This is a genomic window from Halobaculum rubrum (genome assembly GCF_019880225.1).
In the GTDB taxonomy this organism is placed as follows: Archaea; Halobacteriota; Halobacteria; order Halobacteriales; family Haloferacaceae; genus Halobaculum; species Halobaculum rubrum.
This window is the reverse complement of the sequence record NZ_CP082284.1, coordinates 2,001,655-2,026,257: the sequence shown is the minus strand read 5'-3', so window position 1 is coordinate 2,026,257 and position 24,603 is coordinate 2,001,655. Positions and strand designations below refer to the sequence as shown.

Sequence of the window (24,603 nt, the reverse complement as noted above, 5' to 3'; positions counted from 1 at the left end):
GCGTGAGGCTCACGAGCGAGACGGGTATGCCTGTTCCCCGTCGCCGGGACCTCACACCTCCACGTCGGTGTCGACCAACGCCGCCTCGAGCACCTGGAGCGGGTGGTCGATCTCGTAGCCGGTGCCGTGCTCCATCTGCATCGAGCAGGTCGGGCACTCGGTCATCCCCGTCTGGCCCTCCGCGTGCTCCATGTGCTCGAACATCTCCTCGCCGATCTCCATGGAGTACTCGTACTTCTCCTCCTTCCAGCCGTACGTCCCCGAGATCCCCGAGCAGGAGTCGCCCACGTCCGCCACGTCGACGCCGTCGAGGTGGCGGAACAGCTCCACCGCCTGTCGGTCGAGCCCCTGGTTGCGGGAGTGACACGGCGCATGGTACGCGAAGTCGGGGATGTCGTGGTCGTCGGCGTCGACCTCGCTCAGCGGGTCGATCACGTTCTCGTTGATCAGGAGGTACTCCAGCGCGTCGTAGGTGTTGGCCGCGACCGTCTCGGTGCCCTCGAAGTCGAACAGCTCGGGATACTCCTGCCGAAGCGCCATCGAGCAGGACGTGCAGGAGGCGACCACGTCGTACCCCCGTTCGATGGCGTCGCCGAGGCTCTCGACGTTGACGGCGGCCGAGCGGCGGGCGTCGTCGAGCATCCCGTTGGCGAACATCGGCGTGCCCGAACAGCGCTGGTCGGGGACGAGGATCTCGTAGCCGAACGCTTCGTACACCCGAACGAGCGCCTTCGCGACCTCGACGGTGTTGTAGTTGGCGTAGTCGCCGTGGAAGTACGCGATCCGCTTGTCCTCGCTTTCGACCATTGGGCCGCCGCGCTGCTTCCACCACGAGCGGAACGTCCGGTCGGCGAACTCCGGGAAGTCGCGCTCGGCGGTGATGCCCAGCAGCTTCTCGTTGACGTTCTGCACGAGCGAGTTCCCCATGATCGCGTTCGTGAGCCGGGGGACCTTCGAGCCGAGTCCGGCGAGCGTGCCGTAGTTCGCGAGGATCCGGTTTCGGATGTACTCACGAGACAGCTTGGGTTGCTGGTTCTCGACGTACTCCCCGCGGGCGGTGTTGTGCATCTGCGACAGCGGCACGTCCGAGGGACAGGCGCCGTCGCAGCGCATGCAGTTGGAACAGCCGGTGATCGAGTCGTCGATCTCGGTGTCCTCCTTGCGCTTGAGGCGCCACTGCTCGGGGCCCTGGAACTTCGGTCCCGGGAAGGAGTCGTCCACCTCCGCGACGGGGCAGGAAGTGTCACAGGAGGTGCACTTGTAGCAGGAGTCCGCGCCCGGCCGGAGGTCCATCTCGGTGCCCTCGAACACGTCGACCGGCTCGAAGTCGTCCTCGGCTCCCGCCGGCGACTCGGCCGCGGTCCCGCCGTCGGTGGCGGCGTCTCCGGCGATCCCCGCACCGCCGTCAGTCGCCGGCGTTCCTCCGTCTGCCCCTGTGGGTGGTTCCGCCGTGTCGCTTCCATCGCAGCTACAGTCTGAGTGCGTGTCGTGTGTGTCGCTCATGCCTCCTCCGCCGCGGTTCGGCCCGCGACAAGCCCCGTGGCGAGCGAGACGCCGCTCGCCGACTGCTCTCGTGCCACGTCCGCGCCGCCGACGACGCCGCCGGCCGCGCGCAGATTCTCGAACTCCGGGACGCCCTCCGCATCGAGCGGTCGCATCGCCCCGTCCGGTTCGACTCCGAAGCGCGCGAACGCGTGGTCCGCGAACGCGCCCGCCTTTGACCACTGCATCCGGTCGTCGGGCTGCGGGACGTAACAGTCGAACACCGCCTCCCGTGCGCGCTCGCGATCGGAGTCGAGCCCCTTCCCGACGAGCCCGCCCGTGGCGAGCACGAACTGCTCGGCCGCGTACGGGATCTGCGCGCCGTTGCGGTCGATGATCACGCGGTCGATCCGATCGCCGTCCGCGCCGCCGGTCGACTCGAAATCGACGACCGGCATCCCCGTCGTCATCGAGACGCCCGCCTCGTCGAGCGCCGCGAACAGCCGGTCCGCCAGTCTGATCCCCGGGAGGCTCGGCGGTCCCGTCGGCACCTCGAACACCGGCGCGTCGAGGCGCTCGGAGAGGTCCGCGCGCACCTCCTCGACGCGTGCGTCGCCCAGCATCGCCGGAAGCCCCACGCGCTCGGCGTCGCCGAGGTGCGGACGGATCCGGTCGGCGAGTCGCTGTCGGGTCGTCCGTCCCTGTCCTTCGTTTTCCCCGTGGGCAGAGCCCACGCACTCGTCTCGCTCGAGTGCGTGCGCCAGCCGCGTCACCGCCGCGTCCGCGCGGTATTCGCCGGGGAACGCGATCGTCGTTCCCACGACGTCGAACGGGACGCCCGCCGCCGAGAGCCGCTCGGCCGCGAGCGACGCGTCGAAATCGGTCGCCGCCTCGAACCCCACGAGGAGCATGGGGCGCTCGTCGCTGACGACGCCGGGCGCCATGCTCCGCGGGTACCGAGCGGTCGGTTTCGCGCGCCCGGAAGTGGTCGCGACGAGCGCGTTGCGGTCGGTGTGACCCCCACGATACAGGTCGCCGACGGCGTCGTCGAACAGCGCCAACCCCTCCCGGAGCGCGTCCGCGCCGGCGACGCGGTACGGGTGGTTCTCGGGCAGGTCCTCGATCCCCGCGAACGGGTCAACCAGCGGCCCCGGCGCGGAGACTCTACGGTCGCCGTCGAGGTCCGCGTCCGGGTCCGGGTACCCCCGCGCGTCGATCAGGCCGCTCGCTTGCCGGAGGGTGCTCTCGTTGGCGGAGATCAGGTGAACGTGCGCCCCCTCGCGTGCGGCCGACAGCGCGGCGGTCGCGCCGGCGAGACCGCCGCCGATCACGACCACGTCCGACTCAATCGCCACCCGCGTCACCCCCGTCGGGAGTTCGGTCGGGTGCGACGCCGTCGTCCGTGGGGATGCCGCCGTCGGCGGCGGTTCCGTCGGCCGCGCCGCCCGCCCCGTCGCCGTCGGCTCCCTCCGTCCCCTCGCCACGCTCCCCGGCGTCGAACGCCGCGAAGTCCTCGGGGGCGGCGCCGTCGCGGTTGAACGTCGTCGCGTGCAGGAGATGATTGAGCATCGCCTGCGAGAGCTGTTCGCCCCACAGCGCGTGACGCTGTCCCTTCCAGCGTTCCTGCCACAGTTCGTCGAGGGCGAGGTCGACCGTCGGTCGGTCGAAGTCGCCGCCTGCGTGGAGTTCGTTCGCCATTCGGTGGGCGCAAAAGCCCCCCTGGCAGTTCCCCATCGAGGCGCGGGTGCGCAGGCGGACGGCGTTGAGATCCGATCCGGACTGATCGATGGCATCGCGGAGTTCCGCCCGGGTGACCGCCTCACACTGGCAGACCACGGGGTTCGGTTCGCCGGTCTTCAGCACCTCGTCCGCGCGGGAGCCGAGCCGCTGGACGCTCCGGCGACCGATCGGCGAGCGAAGACCGAACTCGTCCATGTAGTCGCGCAGGAGCGAGAAGTCTTCGCTTCCGGGGAGTGGTTCCTCGGCGGTCGTACACGCCGCGTCGACGCCGAGGAGATCGCAGACGTGATCGGATATCTGCTCGGCCATCAGCCGGTAGGTGGTGAACTTCCCGCCGACGATGGAGGTCATCCCCGGCAGGTCGTCGCGCTCGTCGTGGTCGAGCAGAAAGAAGTCCCGCGTGATGTCGGTGGGGTCCTCGGTGCCGGTGCCCGGCGGCTCGTACAGCGGGCGCACGCCCCAGTACGAGCGGATGGTTCGGGCGTCGTCGAGCATCGGCACGAGCTTCGACAGCTCCTCGATCATGAGGTCGACCTCCCACGCCTCCTCCGGGTAGTCCTCGGGGTCCTCGACCTCCTCGTCGGTGGTGCCGAGGATGCAGGTCGTCTCGTGGGGGACGACGATGTCGGCGTCGCCCTTCGGCTTGCAGCGGTTGATCACCGTGTCGACCTCGCGGACGTTCATCACGGTCATCACGCCCTTGCTCGGGCGGACCTCCACGTCGACGCCGGCCATGTCGCCGATACGACCCGCCCACGCGCCCGTCGCGTTGACGACGTGGTCGGCGTAGATCTCCTCGGTGCCGCCCTCGACGCCGTGGACGCGCTTGCCGGCCCCCGACTCGTGTGTCACCTCGCAGCCGACGACCTCGCCGTCCTCGACCAGCACGTCGGTGACCGGCGAGTGCGTCTCGATGCGCGCGCCGTGGGCCTCCGCGTCGGCGGCGTTCGCGACACACAGGCGGAAGGGGTCGATCGCGCCGTCGGGCACCCGGATCGCCTTGTCGATGTCGCCGGCGAGGAACGGCTCGACCTCGCGAGCCTCCTCGGCGGTGAGCACCTCCGCGGGGATGCCGCACTCGCGACAGCCCGCCAGCTTCTCCCGAAAGTACTCCTCGGTGTCCTCGGGCCGTTTGACGAACAGGCCCCCCGTCATCTCCACGCAGTGACTCGCGATGTCGCGCAACACCCGGTTCTCCTCGATGCACTCGCGGGCGCTGGCTCGGTCTGAAACGGCGTATCGACCGCCGCTGTGGAGCAAGCCGTGCATCCGCCCCGTCGTGCCGTGCGTGAGGTTCCCCTGCTCGACGAGCGTCACGTCGACCCCCCGGATGGCGAGATCGCGCGCCACGCCGCAGCCGGTCGACCCGCCGCCGATCACGAGCACCTCCGTCCGTTCGCTCATAGGATGACTCCGTATACCACATGCCACGGCGCCGTCGGACATTACGTTATCGATCACCCAGAAGCGACAGTAGAAATCAGATGCGTGACGTGATCAGGCCGGCGTCTCGTCGATCCGACGCCTCGCGAGCCGGCGGAACGCGAGCGTCGGGAAGCGCGGGTCCACGCGGCTCGGCGGGCGTCCCGGGCCGTCGGAGTCGCTCACGCGGACGCGCTCGACGATCCCCGCCTCGGCGAGTTCGTAGAGGAACCGCTCGACCGTGGAGGTCGTGAGATCGAGCCGCTCGGCGATCCGCTCGGCGCACTCGCCGACGGGTGCCCGGTCCTCGGGCGCCAGCCCGACCAGCCGGACCAGCGTTCGAACTCGATTGCGCGGGAGCGCGAGCACGCGCCCGAGCGGGACGCACGGCCACGGGACCGCGCTCATTCCCGCGTCCACGTCGTTCGGGCGAATGCTCCCGTCGTCTTCGCCGGCGGTCTCGACGGCACCCAACAGCGCCGAGAGCGCGACACCGGCGTCCCCCTCGGCCCACTCGGCCACCCGGCGGATCACCGAGTGCGAGAGCGCCCCCTGCCCGAGCCCGGCGTCCGCGCGCGCCGCGAGGATGTCGGTGAGCGCCGCCCGCGAGTACGGCTCCACGTCGAGATCGACCGCCGACTCCGGTACGTCGACCGCGTCCGGGTCCGACCGACCGACCGCGAGCCACGCGAACGCGCCGTCGATGCCGTCGAGGCGGTCGGCGACGGTCGGAACGTCGACCGTCTCCGCCTCCCCGACGTGGTCGGCCACGACCACGACCGGACCCGCCCCGCGGACGCACCGCTCCAGTCGGTCACGGAGCTCCTCGGTGCCGACGCCGCGACGCGGGACGGACTCGGCGACGAGCGCGTTCAACACCCCATGGGAGAATTCGAACGCGGAGTCGGCCGCCCGGAGATCGACGTAGACGAACGAGACGCCGGGCGCGCTTCCTCCCCGCGTCGTGGTGAACACGGCGTCGTTCGGCGGCGAGAGCGACGCCGCCAGTTGGTCCACGAGCGCGATCGTGACCGCTGATTTCCCCGCTCCGCCCGGGCCGTGGAGGTAGGCGTTCGGGGGTGCCCGCCCGTCGAAGACGGGGTCGAAGTGATCGAGTAGCCGTTCGATGAACGGGCCCCGCCCGATCGGTTCCTCGGGGTGCCAAACGGGACTCAGCTGGTCCTCGTCGAGCACGAGGCGGTTGCGGTCGCCGGTTCGCTGGCGGCGTGCGATTCGGTCCTCGATGTCCATATCTCGTGATGTCGGGGCTGGTGCGCGCCCCGTGAGCGCTCGTGCCGGGCGTTCGTCCGGCGGGGTTCTAATCGACCCGGTTCCGGGACGACCGTGTCGATGCAATATGTTTACTGGTGGTGCCCCTATGCTAGTAACGTTTATAATCGTTCACTATATATCGATCGGTATCGGGGTCTCCTCGGAGCGGGAGCCCGGGACGGAGGACAACCACAGATGGCAGACACATACGTCGGCGCGATCGACCAGGGAACGACGGGAACGCGGTTCATGGTGTTCGACCACGCCGGGCAGGTGGTCGCCAACGCGTACGAGAAACACGAGCAGATCTATCCGGAGCCGGGCTGGGTGGAGCACGATCCGACGGAGATCTGGGAGAACACGAAGTCGGTCGTCACGGAGGCGCTCGCCGACGCGGGGCTGGCGGCGAGCCAGCTGGCCGCGATCGGGATCACGAACCAACGCGAGACGACCGTCGTGTGGGACGCCGACAGCGGCCGCCCCGTCCACAACGCGCTCGTCTGGCAGGACCGACGCACCACCGACCGCGTCGAGGAGCTGCAGGCCGAGGACAAGGTCGAATGGATCCGCGGCAAGACCGGTCTCGAGGCGGACGCGTACTTCTCGGCGACGAAGACCGAGTGGATCCTCGACAACGCCGAGCCGCTGAAGCTGCAGTCGACCCGCGAGAACGAGCTCCGCGACCGCGCGGAGGCGGGGGAGCTGCTGATGGGGACGATCGACAGCTGGCTCATCTACAACCTGACGGGGAACCACATCACCGACGTCTCGAACGCCTCGCGGACGATGCTGTACGACATCCGCGAGCTGGAGTGGGACGACGAGCTGCTCGCGGAGTTCGACGTTCCCGAGTCGATGGTGCCGGAGGTACGACCGTCGTCCGACGAGTCGTACTACGGGCACACCGACCCCGACGGGTTCCTCGGCGCCGAGGTGCCCGTCGCGGGCGCGCTGGGCGACCAACAGGCGGCGATGTTCGGCCAGACCTGCTTCGACGAGGGCGACGCGAAGAACACCTACGGCACGGGGTCGTTCTACCTGATGAACACCGGCACCGACGCCGTCGAGTCCGACCACGGCCTGCTCACGACGATCGGCTTCCAGCTGTCGGGCGAGCCCGTGCAGTACGCGCTGGAGGGGTCGATCTTCGTCACCGGCGCCGCCATCGAGTGGCTGGAGGACGTCGACCTCATCAACAACGCCGCCCAGACCGCGGAGCTGGCACGGTCGGTCGACTCGACCGACGGCGTGTACATGGTTCCCGCGTTCACGGGGCTGGGCGCCCCGCACTGGGACGGTCGCGCACGCGGAACCATCGTCGGGATGACCCGCGGGACGCGGAAGGAACACATCGTCCGGGCGACGCTGGAGGCGATCGCCTACCAGACGCGCGACGTGGCGGAGGCGATGGAGGCCGACTCCGGCGTCGAGACCACCTCGCTGCGGGTCGACGGGGGCGCGGTCAAGAACAACTTCCTGTGTCAGCTCCAGTCGGACATCATCCGGACGGAGATCGTTCGCCCGGAGGTCGACGAGACCACCGCCCTCGGTTCGGCGTACGCCGCCGGCCTCGCCGTCGGCTACTGGGACTCCGTCGACGACCTGCGCCGGAACTGGCAGGTCGACCGGGAGTTCACCCCCGAGATGGACGAGGATGACGCCGACGCGATGTACGACCGGTGGGGCGACGCGGTCGAACGGTCGCTGAACTGGGCCACCGAGGAGTGAGCCATGCACGACCTACTGCTGCAGGTTCCGCTGCTCGGGATGGAGTGGGAGCCGTTCCTGCTGTTGCTGATCACGGCGCTGGCGGGCGGCGCGTTCGGCGCCGCCATCGGCGCGCTGCCGGCGTTCGTCTTCACCGGGTTCGTCGTCTTTCTCGGAGAAGGACTGGCGATCCTTCAGCGCGAGATCGGGGCGCTCCCGGGGATCAACGCCGGTGAACTCGCCGCCAGCGTCACCGGCGTGATCGGGTTCGGCGCGGTCACCGGCCCGCACATCGCCTTCGCCGGCGGGGTCGCCGCCTCGGCGTACGCGGGCAAGAAGTACCCCGAGATGGAGCCCGAGGGGTGGGACTACCACTTCGGGAAGAACATCCTGTATGCGTTCGGCACGAAGCCGGATATCCTGGCGGTCGGCGCCGTCTTCGGCGTCCTCGGAATGTTCATCAATCAGGTCGGGGCCGCGATCGGCACGCCGACCGACACGATCGCGTTGTCAGTCGTTCTCACGGCGGTGATCGCGCGCGTCGCCTTCGGCTACCCGCTCGTCGGGCGCCCGGCCGGCAAGGGCATCCTCGACATGACGCCGTTCGAGCGCGAGGAACCCCGCGCGGTCGCGGACGGCGGCGAGGTTCCCCGGGAACACGCCGGTCGCCTCGCCACGGAGCCGTGGCTTCCCCACCAGTACAGGTGGACGGGCGTCGCGACGATCGGGCTCGTCGGCGGGATCCTCGGCGGCTACATCTGGCTGCAGACCGGGAGCATCTTCCTCGGGTACGCCATCTCGGCGATCAGCCTGCTGTTCCTCCAACTCGGCGTCGAGAAGATCCCCGTCACCCACCACATCACGCTCATCGGCGCCGTCGGCGCGGTCGTCGTCGACCCGGTTGTGGGAAGTGTCGTCTCGCTGCTGGCCGCGGGCGCGTTCGGCGTCGTCAGCGGCCTGCTGGGCGAGGCTGCCCAACGGGTCATGTACGCCCACTCGGGCACGCACGTCGACCCGCCCGCGATGGCGATCGCCATCGCGATGCTGGTGGTCGCGGTGCTGGCGTTCCTCGGAGTGCTCCCCAACGCCGGGTACCTCTGAGGTCCCCGGCCGACCGCACGGTTCGGCAACGAGGCCCGCGCGGACGCACACGACTGGACGCGGCGTCCCGCGGACGCGTTCTTCCGATCGAGGTCCGAGAACGGGTGTCCGGTACCGTCACCCGTTCGACGGACGGCCGAGTCACCCCACCGGTGCGGACGGAACGGCGACAACGATACCCCTGCTCGGTCGAAGGGGAAGTGTGACAGCAACGGACACGAGCCACGACGAGGATCCGACGGTGCTGGTCGTCGGCGGTGGCGCGACCGGCACCGGCGTCGCGCGGGATCTGACCATGCGGGGCGTCTCGGTCGTGCTGGCCGAGCGCGGCGGGCTCTCGGCGGGCGCGACCGGCCGCTCGCACGGCGTGCTCCACTCGGGCGCGCGCTACGCGGAGGCCGACCGGGGCGGGGCGCGCGAGTGCATCGAGGAGAACGCGATCGTTCGGGAGATCGCCGGCGCCTGCGTCGCCGACACGGGCGGCCTGTTCGTCTCGCTGGCAGACGACGACGCCGACTACTTCGCGGAGAAGCGCGACGCCTGTCGGGCGGTCGGCATCGACGCCGAGGAGATCGACCCCGCAGTCGCCCGCGACGCCGTGCCCGGCCTCGCCGAGGACGTCGAACGCGTCATGCGGGTTCCGGACGGCGTGGTCTACCCGTCCAGACTCGTCGCCGCGACCGCGGCGGACGCGCGCGAGCGCGACGCCCGGATCGAGACCGACGCGCCGCTCACGGATCTGACCGTCGAGGACGGCGCGGTGACGCGCGCGACGGTCGGGGGCGAGGAGCTCGCGGTCGATGCGGTCGTGAACGCCGCGGGCGCGTGGGCCGGCGAGTGTGCGGCCCTCGCCGGCGTCGAGGTGGACATGCGTCCCACGGCCGGCGTCATGGTCGGAGTCGACCACGACGGAGTCGGGCCGGTGCTCAACCGCGCCCGCTCGCCGGCCGACGGCGACATCGCGGTGCCGCACGCGGGCCGGACGGTCCTCGGGACGACGAGCGTCGCCGTCGACGACCCCGACGGGTACGAACGGTCCGAGGCGGCGGTCGAACGGGTCGTCGCCGAGTGCGCGGAGATGGTTCCGGGGTTCCTCGACGCCGCCGTGCTCGACACCTACTGGGGGGTTCGACCGCTCTACGCCCCGGCTGAGTCGCGCCGAGACGCGGTCGCGGCCGAAGAGACGGGGACGCCGACGGAGACCGGAACAGGAACGGGAACGGGTGAGGCCCGAGGTATCTCTCGGGACTTCACCCTGCTGGATCACGAGGTCGACGGCGTCGCCGGGTTCTACTCGATCGTCGGGGGGAAGCTGACGACCCATCGGGCGATGGCGGCGGCCGTCGCCGACCGGGTCTGTGACCGGCTCGGCGTCGACGCGGACTGCCGGACTGCGGAGGAGCGGCTCGCCGCCGCCGGCGACCCGGAGCGACTCGATCGGCTGGTGGCGGAGTTCGACGCGCGCTCGCCCGCCGACGCCGACGTGACCGGGGTCGAGTAGCCCGTCCCGCCGCCGCACTTTTTACCGCGAGACGCCTCCCACTGGTCGATGAAGGTCGCACTCGTAACCGTCGGCGACGAACTGCTCGCGGGCGACACGGTGAACACCAACGCCTCGTGGCTCGCCGAGCAGTTGACGGGCCGCGGCGTCGCCGTCGAGCGCGTGACCACGGTTCCCGACCGCGTCGACGATATCGCGGGCGTGGTCCGCGAGTACCGCGACGCCTACGACGCCGTGCTCGTCACCGGCGGCGTCGGCCCCACCCACGACGACGTGACGATGGACGGTGTCGCCGCCGCGGTCGGCGTCGACCTCGCGGCGGACGACGACGTGTTGACGTTCCTCACCGAACACGGCGACTACGCGGCCGACGACCTCACCGAGGGGACCACGCACCTCCCGGTCGGCGCCCGTCCGATCCACAACGAAGTGGGCGTCGCTCCCGGGTGTGAGATCGACGCGGTGTACGTGTTCCCGGGCGTGCCGACGGAGATGCGGGCGATGTTCGAGTCCGTCGCCGAGGAGTTCGCCGGCGACGAGCCCCACACCGCGGTCGTCGAGACGCCCGAGCCGGAGTCGCGGCTGCTCGACCGACTCGCCGAGGTCCGCGAGCGCTACGACGTGGCCGTCGGCTCGTACCCGGGCGACGATGTCCGCGTGAAGTTCACGAGCACCGACGAGGCGGCCGTCGCGGACGCCGCCGACTGGTTCCGCGAGCACGTCGAGTCGGCGGCGTCGACGCCGACGGCCGAGGACTGAGCGCGGCGCGGATCGGCACGGCGGCCCGACCGATCGGCGGAACGCGGCGTCGCCCGCGCCCCGCTCAGCGATAGAGGTACGCGAGCCAGACGACGACGACGAGGATACTGACGACCAGGACGACCGACGCGGTGAGCGTCGTCGGGAGCGCGACCTCGGAGCCGGACTCGGCGGCGAGCGGCAGCGGATTCATGCGCGGGAGTGGGACCGAGCGCGGTATAAACGTGTATATCCCGGGCAGCGACGGACGCGCGGCGACGAGGGGAACTCAGTCGTCGCTCGCGTGCGCGAGCGTCTCCGGGTCGTAGCCGTCCGCGAGGTCGTCGAGCGCCTCGTGGTGGCGCGTCGTATGCGGCGCCGTCAGCGGCGACACCGAGATCCGCCCCTCGACGACCGCGCGACGGTCGGTGCCGACCGGGTCGGGGATGTCGCCCGTCTGCATCCGGTCCCACGTTCGGTCGATCAGGTCCACGTGGTCGCCGTCGCGCTCGGCGGTCATGTCGTACAGCGTCGACGGCCGCGTGACCTCCATCCGCGTCGCGCGACCCTCGGCGCCCCACGGCGCGTTCACGTTCAGGTAGTCCGCCTCGTCGAACACGCCCGCGTCGGGGGCGCGCTCGACGAGGTAGCGCGTGGCCGCGGCCGCCTCCCGGTAGTCCTCGGGGTCGGAGGCCTTCCGCCGCCAGTCGTCGCCGCTGCCGCCGGGGACGTACAGCGAGACGGCCACCGCGGGTACGCCGAAGAACGCCGCCTCGACGGCCGCCGAGACGGTGCCCGAGCGGCCGAGGACGTACGCGCCGATGTTGGCGCCCTTGTTGCAGCCGGAGACGACCATGTCGGCATCCGGACACAGCGACTCGAGCCCCGCGACCGTGCAGTCGGCCGGCGTGCCCGCGACAGCGTAGCCGAGTTCGTGTTCGTGTACCTCGACGCGACGCGAGAGCGTCCGGCCGACCGCCGACTGGTCGTCCGCGGGGGCGACCGCGACGACCTCGCCGATCTCCGAGAGGACGTCGTAGAGGACGCGAAAGCCGGGGCTCTCGATGCCGTCGTCGTTCGTTAAGAGGATCTGCGGGGCGTCGCTGGCGCTCATTGTCGACGGGTCGGCCGGCGCCGGCAAAAGTACGCCGGCTCAGACGATCGGGTCGTCGCCGGCCGGCGCGTCCCCGTCGTCGGCGGTGTCGGCGGTGTCGGCCCGGTTGCCCGCGCGCCCGCCGTCCCGTGGGTCGGCGGCGTCGCCACCCTGCGGTCCGTCGTCGTGGCCGCCGGGAAGCGGGAGCGCGGCCTCGTGCGCGGCGCTGCGGAGGACGATCACGTCGCCGACGCCCCGAACGAGCCGGAACGGAACGCGCACGCCGGCGGCGCCGGCGGGCAGCCCGCCGACGGTCCCCTCGACGACGTCCGACAGCGCGAGCGCGACCGGCGCGTCCGCCTCCAGATCGACGAGTACGTCGGTCACCCGGCCGACGCGCGCGCCGTCCGCGGTGAACACCTCCTTGCTCGCGAGGTCCGTCACCGGCGTGGTGTCGGATGGCATGACGGTCCGACCTTCGCGGCCTGTCACTTAACCTCTTCTCAGGCCGGCCGGACGGCGATCGCCTCACGTCGGCCGTCAGTACGTCCCCAGGTCGAACGCGAGCGCGGCGAGTCGGTCGCGGAGGGCGGGACCGCCGAGGAACGAGCCCCGCGGACTGCCGCCGTACTCCCCGTCCGGACGGGACGCGGCGGCCTCCCCGTAGCGGTCGATCTGGGTGACGAGGCGCATCCGGACGGTGCGCACGTCGCGACGGTCGACGCCGACGTCCACGTCGAGGTGACGATCGTCGACGAGCCGTGTGAGCCGGCCGGTGTCGCGGTCGAGCGTCGCCCGGACCGCGGCGTCGTCGTGGATCGCGTCGACGGCGACGAACGGGAGCGGCACCGCTCGCGCGTACGCGTCGGCGCCGGACAGGCGGTACGTGACGGTCGCGTCCGCGCGCTCGTGTTCGGTCCACGGCGACCGGTGCGGGCGGACGGGCTCGCCGAACAGCGGGCGCTCGAAATCGTCGACCGGCGCCGTCCCGGCGTAGCCGCCGTCGACCGTCACGGGGTCGCCGACGGCCTGTGCGGGCGCGTCGCGGTCGTACGCGATCCGACCGTCGTCGACGTGGAAGACGAACCGCTCGGGCAGCGACGCCGGGTCCGCGAGGGTCGCGTCGACGAAGTGGATGTACGCGTTGATCGTCGTGTAGGGTGAGAGCGTCCGCGCGTCGACGCCGTTCCGGTCGCGGTCGAGGCGAACCACCCCGTTGCCGAAGGTGGTGAGCACGTGGGTGTGTCGCCGACGCGAGTGTTCGTGCAGTTCGCGGTGGCGCGTGAGTCGGTACGGCGCCGCTCCCGTCCAGTCGGACTCGACGGTCACGCGAGTGACCGACCGGTGGTCCGCCTCGAACAGGTGACGGACCGCCGCGAGGACGCGCTCGCGCGGCGTCGGAGCGGAGCGAAGATCGTCGGTCGGGACGCCCGGATCGTACGGCCGGACGTCGCCGACGCGGACGGCGCCGTACCCCGTCGCCGTCGCGGCCGCCGCGCCGACGCCCGCGAGGAACCGTCGTCGGTTCACGATCCCTCGCCCTCGGGCGTCGCCGTCGGCTGGCTCTCTCGACGCCAGCGGCCGACCGACCGGGAACGGTCCCCGTCGGGGGCGACCCAGACCACGCGGACCGGCCCGGGCGACTCGACCCGTACGCGGAGCGTCGCCCCCGGAGAGAGCGGGAACTCCGCGCGGGGATCCCCGAGGCCGTCGCCGCCGGAGCCGTCGGCTCCGACGCCGTCGACCGCGCCGACCCACGGCGTCGTCACGGCGTCGCCGTCGGGAGTCGCGTCGGCGACGCGGACCCGAAGCGCGCCGGTGTTGTCGGCGGTGAGGTGGTTTCCCCGGACGAATGCGACGACGTACGCCGACGCGTCTGAGTCCCAGTCGAACTCGAAGAACGCGTTCGGCGGCGTTTCCGGATAGCCGTCGGCGGAGGGCGGCGAGGGCGCGAGGCCGCAGCCGGCGAGCGTCGCCGTCGCGGCCGCGAGAACCGTTCGTCGGTACACGCCCGTGGTACGGACCCAGTTGCGTGAATAGCCTGTGGATCCGACCCGCGGACCGCAACGCACAGGGGCGCCGCGCGACACACGCCGGTATGGGATTCGGAAGCACGGCCAAGAAGCTCCAGACGGTCGCCGACCTCGCCGAGAAGTTGTACACGAAGGTCAACGAGATCCGCGAGCGCGTCGAGGCGATGCAGGGAGCGGTACAAAGCACCGAACAACGAGTCGAAACGCTCGAGCGTGACCTCGCACAGCAGCGCGCCATCGTCGAGGCGATCGCGGAGGCACAGGACATCGACGTCGACGCGGTGGTCGCGGAGGTCACCGACGAGAGGAACGCCGAGGAAGCGGACGAGGCGGGGACCGCCGAGGACACGTCGGGGACGGACAATACCGCCAGCGCCGGGACCGACGAGAGTTCCGGAACCGACGACACCCCCGGCGCAGGCGCCTGATCGGAGCCGGCGAGCCGGCGTGCGATCGCGATGGAAAGATACGTGTTCCTCGGCAATCGTTGCCAGCGTATGACCACCCACCGCGAACCCCTCGACTCCGTGTTGGAGACGGTCGGGGAGACGCCGCTCGTGCGGGTGCACGCCGCGCCCGACGAGGTGCCGGTGTACGCCAAGCTGGAGTCGTTCAACCCCGGTGCGTCGATCAAAGACCGGATCGGCGTGCATATGCTCGAACGGATGCTGGAGAAGGGGACGATCTCGCCCGGCGGTACCGTCATCGAGCCGACGGCGGGCAACACGGGGATCGGATTCGCGGTCGCCGCCGGCCAACTGGACGTGAACGCGGTGTTCGTCGTGCCCGAGCGCTTCAGCGTCGAGAAGCAGCAGCTCATGCGCGCGCTCGGCGCGGAGGTCGTCAACACGCCATCGGAGGACGGCATGGGCGGCGCCATCGATCGCGCCCACGAGCTTGCCGAGGAACTCGACGACGCCGTCGTCCCCCAGCAGTTCTCGAACCCCCTCAACGCCGAGGCTCACTACGCGACGACCGGCCCGGAGGTGTTCGACGCGCTCGACGGCGAGGTCGGCGCGATCGTCGCCGGGATGGGCACCGGCGGGACGCTGATGGGGATGGCCGAGTACGCCCGCGAACGGGGCTCTGCGGCGCGGATCGTCGGCGTCCAGCCGGAGGGCTCGACCTACGGCGACCTGTTCGGGGAGGACGCCGAGGAGGGCGAGTACAAGACCGAGGGGATCGGCACCCACGACGTGCGCACCAACGACCTGGTCGATCCCGAGAAGATCGACGACCTGAAGACGATCTCCGACCGCGCGGTCCACGAGGAGATGGCCCGGCTGGCCCGCGAGGAGGGGCAGTTGGTCGCCTCCAGCGCGGCCGCGAACTCGCTGGCGGCGATCGAGGTCGCCGAGGCGATCCGTGACGGCGACGTGGACACGCCTCACGACACGGTGGTCACGGTGTTCTGTGACTCCAGCGAGCGCTACCTCTCGAAGGGCGTCTACCGGCGTTTCGAGGAGTGGACGGGCTGAGGAGGCAACTCAGTCACGCCGTGCCAGGTCCCGTTCGAGGAGTCGGACGTTGCGACGGTTGAGCTTCACCACCGCGTCGAGGACGTCGCCGACGATCGGAACGGAGCCCACGAGCAGGTCGAGCCCGACGTACAGCAGCATCCGGGCGAGCGTTCGTTTGCGGGCATCGAGCCGGAACGCCTCCCAGACGACGACGAGCGCGAGCAGCGCCGCCAGGGTGTCGCCGAGGACGGGAACGACGCCCGCGAGCGCGTCGACGCCGACGCGGTAGCGGACGACGGGGAGCCGGATCGCGTCGTCGAGGAGGTGTGCCACGCGTCTGGCCCGCCGGAGTCGCCGGGCGTCCCCGGGCGTCGACGTCAGCGATTCGGCCGAACGGTCCGCAAGCGAGTCGGATCCGGCGTCCGATCCGACGACGCCGAGGGGCGCCATCAGAGCTTGGACTCGGCGTCGTCCGCGAGCTCCTTCATGCGCTTGCCGACGCGGCCGGCGTTGGAGAACTCGTCCTCGGACATCGCCGACGCGAGCGCGTTGCCGAGCACGAAGACGGCGTGTTTGTGCTCGCTTTTGGACTTGTGGACGTGGGAGGGGTCGACGCTCAGCTCGTGGTACGGGTCGAACAGCGTCTCGTCGACCTCCTCCCGCTCGGAGAAGTGCTCCATGATGGCGACCATCTGTTCGTGGAGTTCGAGGAGTTCGTCCTTGTGCATGCGCAGTGATTGGCTACTGTGTGAGTTAAGCGTTGTTCGTGGGGTAGTCGCACGCGATGGGCGCTGCACGCGGCAGACGGCGCACACGCAGACGGAACGCCTCCCTCCGCGCGGCCACGGTGACGGCGGCGGAACGGCTCAGAACACGTACTCGTCTTCGTGCCCCATCATCCCGTCGTCCTCGAACCCCGGTTCCGTCTCGTTGTCCTGCGGACCGCTCGTCTTGTACGCCTTCATCCCGGTTGAGATCAGCTCCTCGATCGCCTCCTCCCGATTGACGAACTCACCCTGCTCGACCATCTGGGCGATCTGCATCTCGATGTGCTCCGGGACCGTGATCTCGACTTTCGGCATCTACGCGGGGCTTGACGGACGTAGTATTTAAAACCAGCGGGGGATACTTGCGTCTGTAGAAAGCGAAATTTAGAAAATATCATATTTTAGTTTTCGATTGCGAAATATCCCTTGGCCGAAGGCGGTATCACGGCGCGGGGTTCCGATCGCGGGCACGAGCACACCGCATCGGCCGGAGGCGACAGCCTCACGTGAGCGCGGCCGCTCTTCGGCGTATGAGCAGCGAGGCCACCGACTACACGGACCTCTACGAGGAGTTCTCCGACGAGCGGCTCCCGCCCGGCCAGCGGAAGACCGACCGGTTCCCGGTCCTCTCGAAGTCGGGGACGCCCGACTGGCACCGCGACGACTGGCGCTTCGAGGTGTGGGGCGCCGTCGACGAGCAGCTGACGTACACGTACGACGAGTTCCGCGATCTCCCCGCCGAGACCCAGCGGCAGGACTTCCACTGCGTCACCGGCTGGTCGAAGTTCGACTGCGAGTTCGTCGGCGTCACCTTCCCGCAGTTGGCCGAGCTCGCGGGCGTCCGCGACGACGCGGAGTGGGTCATGTTCCACGCGCTCGACGGCTACACGACGGACCTCCCGCTGGCGGAGTGCGACCGCGAGGAGGTGCTGTTCGCCTACGACTACGACGGCGAGCGGCTGCCCGACGACCACGGCGGGCCGCTTCGAGTCGTCACGCCCCACAAGTACGCGTACAAGGGGGCCAAGTGGGTGACCGGCGTGGAGTTCCTCACCGAGCCCGAGCGCGGGTACTGGGAGAAGCGGGGGTACTCCGACACCGCGAACCCGTGGGACGAAGAGCGATACAGCTAGAGCGAGGCCGAGTGAGCGAAGTCGTTCGAAAGGCGCGAAGCGCCTTTCGTGATGCCGTCAGGTCCGACGGACCTGACTGCTGACCAGACGCCTCCGGCGTCTGGTAATGACGAGACGGCGAAGCCGTCTCGAACCACGAACGAGGCCTCGACGAACGGCGGTGACGTCCGAAGGGGCGAACCGCCCACAGAGAGCGAGGCACGAACGAAGAGAGTGCCTCGTTGCGAACGGAGTGGGCCGTGAGCGAAGCGAGCGTCTCGAGAAGACGCCGTCGATGCCGCCGGCGACGACCTCACAAACCAACGGCGTAAAGAGCGCCCCGCCCCTATCGCGGATAATGAACCCGCCGGACGGCGAGGCCGGCGCCGCGCTCGTGCCCGACGCGGACGCGGCGCTGGTGAGCCGGAGCTGCGAGGTGTCGGACGTCTCCTTCGGGTCGTTCCTCGCGGCCGGGGACCGCCACCGGGTCCACTGGGCCGCGCCCGACGGCCTCGAAGTGGTCGGCGGCGGCGCGGCCGCCCGCCTCACGGCCGACGGCCCCGGCCGCTTCGAGTCGCTGCGACGCGACGCCGAAACGCTGTTCTCGGCGGTCGACCACGAGGGCCCCGCCGCGACGCGGCCGCGCGTGTTCGGCGGCCTCTCGTTCGGCCCGGACCACGACCCGGAAGGCGTCTGGGAGGGCTTCCCCGCGGCCGCGTTCACCCTCCCGGCCGTCCAGCTCACCCGCGTCGACGACGGGACGTACCTCACCGTGACGCGGTACGGGCCCGACGTGCACGCCGAGGGAGTGTCTGACGCGCTTGCGGCCGTCCGCGACCGCCTCGCCGACCTGCCGATGATGCGCGCCCGCAGCGAGAAGCCGGGCGTCGTCGGCACCGAGTGGCTCGTCGACCGCGACGAGTGGACCGCACAGGTGGCGAACGTGATCGACCGCATCCGCGCCGGCGACCTCCGGAAGGCGGTGCTTGCGACGGCGCTGCGCGTCGATCTGGGCGAGGAGGTCGACATCCCCGACACGCTCGGTCGCCTGCGGCGTACCTACCCCGAGTGTTACCGGTTCCTCGTCCAGCCGACCGGCGGGAAGGGCTTCTTCGGGCCGCCGCCCGAGCGACTCGTCCGCCGCGAGGGCGAGGTCGTCGAGACGGAGGCGCTGGCGGGGTCGATGCCCCGCGGCGACACGCCCGAGGCGGACGCCGAGCACGCCCGGGCGCTGCTGGAGTCGGACAAGCTCCAACACGAGCAGCGCCTCGTCGTCGACACGATCTGCGAGCAGCTGGACGCGTTCGGCACGGTCGGGGAAGGCGAGCAGGGCGTCCGCAAGCTCACGAACATCCAGCACCTCCAGACGCCGATCACCGCCGTCCTCGACGGCGACACGCACGTGCTCGAACTCGTCGAGGCGCTGCACCCGACGCCCGCGGTGGGCGGCCTGCCGCTCGATGCGGCGCTGGAGACTATCCGCGAGACGGAGACGTGGGATCGGGGCTGGTACGCCTCGCCCGTCGGCTGGTTCGACGCCGCCGGCGACGGCGAGTTCGCGGTCGGCATCCGATCGGGCGTCGCCGGCGGCCGGGAAGCGACGCTGTTCGCGGGGAACGGCATCGTCGGCGATTCCGACCCCGACGACGAGTGGGACGAGCTCCAGCCGAAGGTGCGGCCGATCATGGACGAACTGGAGCGGGACGTCGATCGCGGGGAGACCTCGGACGCGAACGGTGAGCAAAGCGACCCGTGATCGAACGGGACGGGTGAGCGGTCCGAGCAAGTGAGCGCCTCCGGCGCCGGCCGCCGCCTACCAAACGACTAACAGCCGTCGCCGCGAGCCGCCGGCATGAGCGACGCAGGCGAGGTCGAGGGAGTCGACGCGGCGGTCGTCGCGGAGAAGGTGGCCGCCGCGCGGGAGGCGGTCGCCGCAAGTGACGAGGCGGACGCGTGGCTCTCGGTCGGCCGCGAGACGGACGTGAGCCCGGAGCCGTGCTTCCCGTATCTGCTCGGCTTCGACGTGGTGTGGCCGACGGCGGTCGTCGTCGGCCCCGACTCGTCGGCGGTCGTGCTCGGCCGCCACGACGCGCCGACCGCCCGCGATCTGGGAGTACACGAGGTCCGGGCGTACGACGAGTCGATCGCCGATCCGCTGCGGGAGGTGCTGGACGACGTGGGCGCCGAGCGCGTCGCGCTCAACTTCGACCGCGACGACGTGGTCGCCGACGGGCTCTCGCACGGCCTCTTTCTCCAGCTTCGGGAGTACCTCCCCGAGCGCGAGTTCACGAGCGCGAGCGACCTGATCCGGCGACTGCGCGGGGTGAAATCCGAGACCGAGTACGAGCGTGTCCGCACGGCCGCCCTGGAAACCGAGGAGTTGCTTCAGACCGCGACGGCGACGTGGACCCCGGAGACGACCGAGGCGGAGTTCGCCGAGTTCCTTCACGAGCGGATGACCGAGCGCGGACTGGACTCCGCGTGGGCATGGGACTACTGCCCGACGGTCCACATGGGCGATCGCGAGGTCGGCCACACGCTCCCCGCCGACCACACCGTCGGCGAGGGCGAACTGCTGCACATCGACTTCGGGATCAGACGCGACGGCTACGCCTCGGACATCCAGCGCCTGTGGGTTCGCGGCGAGGCGAGCGAGGGCCTTCGCGAGGCGTTCCGTGACGTGCGCGCGGCAATCGACGCCGGCCACGACGCGCTCGAACCGGGCACCGTCGGCCACGAGGTCGACACGGCCGCGCGCGAGGAACTCACCTCACGGGGGTGGCCGGCGTTCGAGCACGCCTTCGGCCACCAGGTCGGGCGCGCGGCCCACGACGGCGGCACCCTGCTCGGCCCCGAGTGGGAGCGATACGGCGAGGCGCCGCGCCACGAGGTGCGCCCGGGCGAGGTGTACACGATGGAGTTGGGCGTCGCGACCGAATGGGGGTACGTCGGGCAAGAGGAGATGGTTCGGGTCACCGAGACGGGCACCGAGTGGGTTGTGCCGCCGCAGACCGAACTGCGGACGCTGTGAGCGCGGTGGGGGACCCGGTCGGCGCCGACCGATCGCTCGGAGCGGCACGGTGAAGTGTTGTGGGTCCGGACTGCCGGTGTGAATCCCGACCTCGCGCTCGGCTCCCGCGCGGCGGTCGTCCTCGCGGCGGTCCTCGCGGTCGTCGCGACGGTCGCGCTGGACCGCCTCGCGGACGCCGACCGCGGTTCTCCCGTCCGGCACCGACTGATCCTCGGCGTGCCGTGGGGGACGCTCACGGTGGCGGCGCTGGTGCTCGCGGTGTACTTGTTCGTTCAGGGCGGCTGGGATCACTGGTACAACCCGGTCGTGATCCCGTTTCGCGCGTGGTCGTATCTCGCGCCGCTGGGCGTCGCCGTCGCCGGGTTCGCCCACGCCGGCCCCGGTCACCTCCTCGGCAACCTCCTCGGAACGCTCGCGGTCGCGCCGCTCGTCGAGTACGCCGTCGGGCATTTCCCGCGCCGGCGCGGCAGCTCCTCGTTCGGGTCGCTCCGCGACACCCCCTACGTTCGGGCGTTCCTCCTGTTCCCCGCCGCGACGGTCGCCGTCGGCCTCGTCTCGGGCGCGTTCGCGCTCGGCCCGGTGATCGGCTTTTCGGGCGTCGTCTTCGCGTTCGTCGGCGCCGCGTTGGTGTACCGCCCGCTGGGGACGGTCGTCGCGCTGTCGGCGTCCGGGCTGCTCTCGACGACGTACCGCGCGCTGTCCTCGCCGGTCGTCGAGGCCAGCGGGCGCTCGGCGTACATCACGCCGTGGTGGGCCGACATCGCGATTCAGGGGCACGCGCTGGGACTGCTCGTCGGCGTGCTCGCGGCGACGTGGCTCGCGGCCGCCCGCGGCGACGACCTCCCGCGGCCGCGACGGCTCGCGCTGGGGGCGTTGCTCGTGGGCGTCGAGCAGTCGCTGTGGGCGGTGTACTGGTACCGCGGGGGTGAGACGTTCGTCCTGTTCCGTGGAATCGGCCTCGCCGCGGTGGCGCTGGCCGCGGTGCTCGTGGCGGCGCTGGCGGTGGACCGGGACGCCCCCGCGGCCGACACCGTCCGCGGGGCGCTGCGGAACCTCACCCCGCGGCGCGGCTCGGTCGCGGTCCTGCTCGTCGTCCTCGCGGCCCTGTCGGGGCCGGCCGTGGCGGTGAACCTCGTCGCCGTCGGCGACGACCCGCTCCCCGGCGACCCGGTCGAGGTGCGCGGCTACAGCGTCACCTACGCGGAAAACGTGGAAAACGGGATGGTGTCGGCCATCGACGTGGATGCGTTCGGCGAGACGACCGGCGTCACCACCTCCGGCGTCGTCGTCCGCAACCCCGATCGCGGCGTGTGGACGACCGCCGTCTCGAAGGGACGGCTCGCGTTCGCGGGGCGCCAGCGGGTCGTCCTCGGCGGCGTCGGCTGGCGCGAGGCGGTCACCGTCACCCGACGGGGCTGGACGACCGTCGGCGGCGACGGCCCGGCCTACCGGGTGACGCTGAGCCACGACGACGAGACGACGCTCGCGTTCCTGTCGAACGCGTCGACCGCGGAGCCACGAATCGCGGGACGCAACGTCTCCGTGGTCCCGACGGCGTCCGGCTTCGAACTGCTCGTGCGGGGCGGGAACGAGAGCACGCGGACCACGCTTCCGGGCGAAAACGAGACCACGACGGCGAACGGGCTGACGTTCGTGCGCGACGGCCGGACGGTGTTCGCGCTCGCGGGCGACGTGACGAGCAACGCTTCCGGGGGCAACGCGACGGCGCCGACGCGGGTACGGGTGGCGACGAGAGAACGGTACGGCGGACGGAACGGCTGATCCGCTCGCGACGGGTGGCGACCTCACCCGTCAGGTGTCGCCTGCGCGGTCCCACTCGATCCGGAAGACCTCGGCGTCCACGTCGGCGGACTCGCTGGTTTGATGCTCGAACGTCCGGTCGAGCGTGAGCGTCGCGGCGAAGGCGTCGGTGACCTCGCCGCCCGCGTCGGCGGCGAACGACTCGACGAACTCGCGACTGCCGGCGTTGTGAACCGAGTACGAGACGTCCGCGAGGTCGGCCACCGTCTCCAGAAACGCGCGGTCGGCGTGGTCGTTCCCGGTCTGCGCGCCGAACGGCGGGTTCATGATCACGGTGATCGGCCGCTCGGCGGAGAGCCGATCGCGCGCGAGCGGCGGCCGCGTCGCGTCCGCGCACACCCAGTGGACCTCGCTTCGGGCGCCGACCCTGCGCTCGTTCTCGCGGGCAACCGCGAGCGCGCCGCCGTCGAGCTCGACGCCGACGACGCTCGCGGCGCCGCGGAGGGCGGCCCCGAGCGCGAACATCCCGGTGCCGGCGCCGAGGTCGATGACTGTTCTGTCGGCGACATCGCCGCGGAGGTCCGCGAGGTGGACGACGTGGGCGGCCACGTCCGCTGGCGTGGGGTACTGTTCGAGGCTGGCGGTCGGGTCGGCGAAGCCGGCGACGACGGCCAGTTCGCCCTCCAGCCCGCGGCGACTTGCCACGCCTCAGGCGCCGCCGTCGCCGTCGGTTCGACCGGCGGACACGTCGCCCTCGACGGTCAGCGAGACGCCCTCGCGGTCGGCGCGCTCGGCCAGCGCGTCCAGCGCCGGACGAACCTTCGCGGGGTCGACGACCGCCCCGGGCTCGACGACGAGTTCGCCGGCGCCGAGTTGGTTCGCGGCCCGCAGGAGCGAGCGAAGGCGGTCGACCTCGCGCTGCGTCTCGATGGAGCAGTCGGCGCCGAACTCCGCCTCGACCCGGAGGCCCGCGGGGACGTACCCCTCGTCGGCCAGTGCCGCGCGGAGGTCGCGGAGATCGCCGGGGGCTGTCGACTGCAAGCCGTCGGCGTCGATGGTGACCGGCTCGGCGTCGACCGGCTCGGCGGTCGCGACCGCCTGCCTGAGGTGCGTTGACGACTGTGTGCTCATACACTCACCTACGTCCGGTAATACAAAAGCGTTTGTAAATGCTCAATGGTTATTTTCCGGGCACGGACGGGACGGTTTGCCGACGACGCGACGTTCGATGGACCCGACAGCCACTGTCGCCGATCCGGGGGTCACATACCTATCGATTCGTCATACACCGCTGAAACCGCCAATACACCCGTATACGGTACTTCTTCGGGAGGAATCAGCCGATCGATATCGTCAAAAGAGTTAAATACGAGCCGCGACAGAAGACTTATTAATGGAAGGTCCGAGCCGACAGCGACAGCGAGAGGCGGGCGAGTCGGAAACGCAGTCGGACGAGGAGCTCACCTGTCCCGAGTGCTCCAGCGACGACGTCGTGATGGACGCGGACCAGGGGGAGTTGGTCTGTGACGACTGCGGTCTGGTGTTGGACGAGCGCCAGATCGACCGGGGGCCGGAGTGGCGGGCGTTCAACCACTCCGAGCGGCAGTCGAAGTCGCGGGTGGGCGCGCCCGTGACCGAGACCATGCACGACAAGGGTCTCACGACCACCATCGACTGGAAGGACAAGGACGCCTACGGTCGGAGCCTCTCCTCGGAAAAACGCTCCCAGATGCACCGGCTGCGGAAGTGGCAGGAGCGCATTCGCACCAAGGACGCCGGCGAGCGCAACCTCCAGTTCGCGCTCTCGGAGATCGACCGCATGGCCTCCGCGCTGGGCGTCCCCCGGTCGGTCCGGGAGGTCGCCTCCGTCATCTACCGCCGCGCGCTCAAGGAGGACCTCATCCGCGGCCGCTCCATCGAGGGCGTCGCCACGGCGGCCCTGTACGCCGCCTGCCGACAGGAGGGCATCCCCCGCTCGCTCGACGAGGTCGCGGAGGTTTCGCGAGTGGAACAGAAGGAGATCGGCCGGACGTACCGTTACATCTCCCAGGAACTGGGCCTCGAGCTCAAGCCGGTCGACCCCAAGCAGTTCGTTCCGCGCTTCGCCTCCGCGCTCGGCCTCAGCGAGGAGACGCAGGCGAAGGCGACCGAGATCATCGACGTGTCCGCCGAGCAGGGACTGTTGTCGGGGAAGTCGCCCACCGGCTTCGCGGCCGCCGCGATCTACGCCGCGTCGCTGCTGTGTAACGAGAAGAAGACCCAGCGCGAAGTCGCCGACGTGGCGCAGGTCACCGAGGTCACCATCCGCAACCGCTATCAGGAACAGATCGAAGCGATGGGCTTCCGCTGACCGACGGCGAGAACCGACACGTCGGCGGCGGAT

The 24,603-nt window shown here is 70.8% G+C and carries 25 protein-coding genes; 11 read left to right on the top strand and 14 right to left on the bottom strand.

What is annotated here, in order from left to right; genetic code table 11:
- Positions 1-51 precede the first annotated feature (51 nt).
- From K6T25_RS10460 to K6T25_RS10445, 4 genes are all read right to left on the bottom strand, one after another.
- A complete protein-coding gene (locus tag K6T25_RS10460) occupies positions 52-1,293 on the bottom strand; it encodes an anaerobic glycerol-3-phosphate dehydrogenase subunit C (RefSeq protein ID WP_225917849.1) in 1,242 nt (413 codons plus the stop codon).
- 206 nt (positions 1,294-1,499) lie between these two features.
- Positions 1,500-2,837, bottom strand: coding sequence for a glycerol-3-phosphate dehydrogenase subunit GlpB (glpB, locus tag K6T25_RS10455; RefSeq protein ID WP_222913867.1), 1,338 nt, complete (start codon positions 2,835-2,837; stop codon positions 1,500-1,502).
- Positions 2,827-4,626, bottom strand: coding sequence for an anaerobic glycerol-3-phosphate dehydrogenase subunit GlpA (glpA, locus tag K6T25_RS10450; RefSeq protein ID WP_222913865.1), 1,800 nt, complete (start codon positions 4,624-4,626; stop codon positions 2,827-2,829). Before glpA ends, glpB begins: the two co-directional genes overlap by 11 nt.
- Positions 4,627-4,719: 93 nt before the next feature.
- A complete protein-coding gene (locus K6T25_RS10445) occupies positions 4,720-5,895 on the bottom strand; it encodes a Cdc6/Cdc18 family protein (RefSeq protein WP_222913863.1) in 1,176 nt (391 codons plus the stop codon).
- Between the two features lie 216 nt (positions 5,896-6,111).
- Here K6T25_RS10445 and glpK point away from each other — a divergent pair, with 216 nt between their 5' ends.
- The 4 genes from glpK to K6T25_RS10425 all read left to right on the top strand — a co-directional run bounded on the left by glpK (position 6,112) and on the right by K6T25_RS10425 (position 10,984).
- Positions 6,112-7,644: a glycerol kinase GlpK gene (gene glpK, locus K6T25_RS10440; RefSeq protein WP_222913861.1), complete on the top strand. Its 1,533-nt coding sequence runs from the start codon at positions 6,112-6,114 to the stop codon at positions 7,642-7,644.
- 3 nt (positions 7,645-7,647) lie between these two features.
- Positions 7,648-8,724, top strand: a complete 1,077-nt coding sequence (locus K6T25_RS10435; protein ID WP_222913859.1) for a DUF7973 family transport facilitator — start codon at positions 7,648-7,650, stop codon at positions 8,722-8,724.
- A gap of 202 nt (positions 8,725-8,926) precedes the next feature.
- Positions 8,927-10,225 carry an FAD-dependent oxidoreductase gene (locus tag K6T25_RS10430; protein ID WP_222913857.1) on the top strand — a complete coding sequence of 433 codons (1,299 nt, stop codon included), beginning with the start codon at positions 8,927-8,929 and terminating at the stop codon, positions 10,223-10,225.
- Positions 10,226-10,273: 48 nt separating this feature from the next.
- Complete coding sequence (locus K6T25_RS10425; protein ID WP_222913855.1) at positions 10,274-10,984, top strand: competence/damage-inducible protein A; 711 nt, start codon at positions 10,274-10,276, stop codon at positions 10,982-10,984.
- A gap of 64 nt (positions 10,985-11,048) precedes the next feature.
- Here K6T25_RS10425 and K6T25_RS15675 read toward each other — a convergent pair whose 3' ends face one another.
- From K6T25_RS15675 to K6T25_RS10405, 5 genes are all read right to left on the bottom strand, one after another.
- Positions 11,049-11,177: a hypothetical protein gene (locus tag K6T25_RS15675; protein WP_275671150.1), complete on the bottom strand. Its 129-nt coding sequence runs from the start codon at positions 11,175-11,177 to the stop codon at positions 11,049-11,051.
- 75 nt (positions 11,178-11,252) lie between these two features.
- A complete protein-coding gene (gene surE / locus K6T25_RS10420; RefSeq protein ID WP_222913853.1) occupies positions 11,253-12,077 on the bottom strand; it encodes a 5'/3'-nucleotidase SurE in 825 nt (274 codons plus the stop codon).
- 39 nt (positions 12,078-12,116) lie between these two features.
- Positions 12,117-12,521, bottom strand: coding sequence for a PRC-barrel domain-containing protein (locus K6T25_RS10415; protein ID WP_222913851.1), 405 nt, complete (start codon positions 12,519-12,521; stop codon positions 12,117-12,119).
- A gap of 75 nt (positions 12,522-12,596) precedes the next feature.
- Complete coding sequence (locus tag K6T25_RS10410; protein ID WP_222913849.1) at positions 12,597-13,586, bottom strand: hypothetical protein; 990 nt, start codon at positions 13,584-13,586, stop codon at positions 12,597-12,599.
- Positions 13,583-14,065: a hypothetical protein gene (locus K6T25_RS10405; protein WP_222913847.1), complete on the bottom strand. Its 483-nt coding sequence runs from the start codon at positions 14,063-14,065 to the stop codon at positions 13,583-13,585. Before K6T25_RS10405 ends, K6T25_RS10410 begins: the two co-directional genes overlap by 4 nt.
- 89 nt (positions 14,066-14,154) lie before the next feature.
- Between K6T25_RS10405 and K6T25_RS10400 the strand changes: the two genes are divergently transcribed.
- Positions 14,155-14,517: a DUF5798 family protein gene (locus tag K6T25_RS10400; protein WP_222913845.1), complete on the top strand. Its 363-nt coding sequence runs from the start codon at positions 14,155-14,157 to the stop codon at positions 14,515-14,517.
- 69 nt (positions 14,518-14,586) lie between these two features.
- Entirely contained in the window at positions 14,587-15,567 is a 981-nt protein-coding gene (locus K6T25_RS10395; RefSeq protein ID WP_222913843.1) for a PLP-dependent cysteine synthase family protein, read from the top strand.
- A 9-nt stretch (positions 15,568-15,576) separates the two neighbouring features.
- Here the strand turns inward: K6T25_RS10395 and K6T25_RS10390 are convergent, their stop codons facing one another.
- From K6T25_RS10390 to K6T25_RS10380, 3 genes are all read right to left on the bottom strand, one after another.
- Complete coding sequence (locus K6T25_RS10390) at positions 15,577-15,999, bottom strand: DUF4112 domain-containing protein (protein WP_222913841.1); 423 nt, start codon at positions 15,997-15,999, stop codon at positions 15,577-15,579.
- On the bottom strand, positions 15,999-16,277 hold the full coding sequence (locus tag K6T25_RS10385) for a UPF0058 family protein (protein WP_222913839.1): 279 nt from the start codon (positions 16,275-16,277) through the stop codon (positions 15,999-16,001). The genes K6T25_RS10390 and K6T25_RS10385 overlap by 1 nt, the downstream gene beginning before the upstream one ends.
- A 138-nt stretch (positions 16,278-16,415) precedes the next feature.
- The gene (locus K6T25_RS10380) at positions 16,416-16,631 is read right to left on the bottom strand and encodes a DUF7120 family protein (RefSeq protein WP_222913837.1); all 216 of its coding nucleotides are present in this window, start codon (positions 16,629-16,631) and stop codon (positions 16,416-16,418) included.
- Between the two features lie 215 nt (positions 16,632-16,846).
- Between K6T25_RS10380 and K6T25_RS10375 the strand changes: the two genes are divergently transcribed.
- The 4 genes from K6T25_RS10375 (at position 16,847) to K6T25_RS10360 (ending at position 22,241) form a co-directional block, all read left to right on the top strand.
- Entirely contained in the window at positions 16,847-17,449 is a 603-nt protein-coding gene (locus tag K6T25_RS10375) for a sulfite oxidase-like oxidoreductase (protein WP_222913835.1), read from the top strand.
- A 337-nt stretch (positions 17,450-17,786) separates the two neighbouring features.
- On the top strand, positions 17,787-19,184 hold the full coding sequence (locus K6T25_RS10370) for an isochorismate synthase (protein WP_222913833.1): 1,398 nt from the start codon (positions 17,787-17,789) through the stop codon (positions 19,182-19,184).
- A 96-nt stretch (positions 19,185-19,280) separates the two neighbouring features.
- The gene (locus K6T25_RS10365) at positions 19,281-20,459 is read left to right on the top strand and encodes a M24 family metallopeptidase (RefSeq protein WP_222913831.1); all 1,179 of its coding nucleotides are present in this window, start codon (positions 19,281-19,283) and stop codon (positions 20,457-20,459) included.
- Between the two features lie 78 nt (positions 20,460-20,537).
- Positions 20,538-22,241: a rhomboid family intramembrane serine protease gene (locus tag K6T25_RS10360; RefSeq protein ID WP_222913829.1), complete on the top strand. Its 1,704-nt coding sequence runs from the start codon at positions 20,538-20,540 to the stop codon at positions 22,239-22,241.
- Positions 22,242-22,271: 30 nt separating this feature from the next.
- Here K6T25_RS10360 and K6T25_RS10355 read toward each other — a convergent pair whose 3' ends face one another.
- Together K6T25_RS10355 and K6T25_RS10350 are read right to left on the bottom strand one after the other, a co-directional pair.
- Positions 22,272-22,925, bottom strand: coding sequence for an METTL5 family protein (locus K6T25_RS10355; RefSeq protein WP_222913827.1), 654 nt, complete (start codon positions 22,923-22,925; stop codon positions 22,272-22,274).
- A gap of 3 nt (positions 22,926-22,928) precedes the next feature.
- Positions 22,929-23,351: a DUF7961 family protein gene (locus K6T25_RS10350; RefSeq protein WP_222913825.1), complete on the bottom strand. Its 423-nt coding sequence runs from the start codon at positions 23,349-23,351 to the stop codon at positions 22,929-22,931.
- 262 nt (positions 23,352-23,613) lie between these two features.
- Here K6T25_RS10350 and K6T25_RS10345 point away from each other — a divergent pair, with 262 nt between their 5' ends.
- Positions 23,614-24,570 (top strand): transcription initiation factor IIB, encoded by a 957-nt coding sequence (locus K6T25_RS10345; RefSeq protein ID WP_222913823.1) that lies wholly within the window; start codon positions 23,614-23,616, stop codon positions 24,568-24,570.
- The last annotated feature ends 33 nt before the right edge of the window (positions 24,571-24,603 follow it).

What these genes read in the sequence shown, in the direction of transcription:
- K6T25_RS10460 (WP_225917849.1), bottom strand. Translation starts at nt 1,293, where the DNA reads ATGGACCTCCGGCCGGGCGCGGACTCCTGCTACAAGTGCACCTCCTGT.
- glpA (WP_222913865.1), bottom strand. Translation starts at nt 4,626, where the DNA reads ATGAGCGAACGGACGGAGGTGCTCGTGATCGGCGGCGGGTCGACCGGC.
- K6T25_RS10445 (WP_222913863.1), bottom strand. Translation starts at nt 5,895, where the DNA reads ATGGACATCGAGGACCGAATCGCACGCCGCCAGCGAACCGGCGACCGC.
- glpK (WP_222913861.1), top strand. Translation starts at nt 6,112, where the DNA reads ATGGCAGACACATACGTCGGCGCGATCGACCAGGGAACGACGGGAACG.
- K6T25_RS10435 (WP_222913859.1), top strand. Translation starts at nt 7,648, where the DNA reads ATGCACGACCTACTGCTGCAGGTTCCGCTGCTCGGGATGGAGTGGGAG.
- K6T25_RS10425 (WP_222913855.1), top strand. Translation starts at nt 10,274, where the DNA reads ATGAAGGTCGCACTCGTAACCGTCGGCGACGAACTGCTCGCGGGCGAC.
- K6T25_RS15675 (WP_275671150.1), bottom strand. Translation starts at nt 11,177, where the DNA reads ATGAATCCGCTGCCGCTCGCCGCCGAGTCCGGCTCCGAGGTCGCGCTC.
- surE (WP_222913853.1), bottom strand. Translation starts at nt 12,077, where the DNA reads ATGAGCGCCAGCGACGCCCCGCAGATCCTCTTAACGAACGACGACGGC.
- K6T25_RS10415 (WP_222913851.1), bottom strand. Translation starts at nt 12,521, where the DNA reads ATGCCATCCGACACCACGCCGGTGACGGACCTCGCGAGCAAGGAGGTG.
- K6T25_RS10400 (WP_222913845.1), top strand. Translation starts at nt 14,155, where the DNA reads ATGGGATTCGGAAGCACGGCCAAGAAGCTCCAGACGGTCGCCGACCTC.
- K6T25_RS10395 (WP_222913843.1), top strand. Translation starts at nt 14,587, where the DNA reads ATGACCACCCACCGCGAACCCCTCGACTCCGTGTTGGAGACGGTCGGG.
- K6T25_RS10390 (WP_222913841.1), bottom strand. Translation starts at nt 15,999, where the DNA reads ATGGCGCCCCTCGGCGTCGTCGGATCGGACGCCGGATCCGACTCGCTT.
- K6T25_RS10385 (WP_222913839.1), bottom strand. Translation starts at nt 16,277, where the DNA reads ATGCACAAGGACGAACTCCTCGAACTCCACGAACAGATGGTCGCCATC.
- K6T25_RS10380 (WP_222913837.1), bottom strand. Translation starts at nt 16,631, where the DNA reads ATGCCGAAAGTCGAGATCACGGTCCCGGAGCACATCGAGATGCAGATC.
- K6T25_RS10375 (WP_222913835.1), top strand. Translation starts at nt 16,847, where the DNA reads ATGAGCAGCGAGGCCACCGACTACACGGACCTCTACGAGGAGTTCTCC.
- K6T25_RS10370 (WP_222913833.1), top strand. Translation starts at nt 17,787, where the DNA reads ATGAACCCGCCGGACGGCGAGGCCGGCGCCGCGCTCGTGCCCGACGCG.
- K6T25_RS10365 (WP_222913831.1), top strand. Translation starts at nt 19,281, where the DNA reads ATGAGCGACGCAGGCGAGGTCGAGGGAGTCGACGCGGCGGTCGTCGCG.
- K6T25_RS10350 (WP_222913825.1), bottom strand. Translation starts at nt 23,351, where the DNA reads ATGAGCACACAGTCGTCAACGCACCTCAGGCAGGCGGTCGCGACCGCC.
- K6T25_RS10345 (WP_222913823.1), top strand. Translation starts at nt 23,614, where the DNA reads ATGGAAGGTCCGAGCCGACAGCGACAGCGAGAGGCGGGCGAGTCGGAA.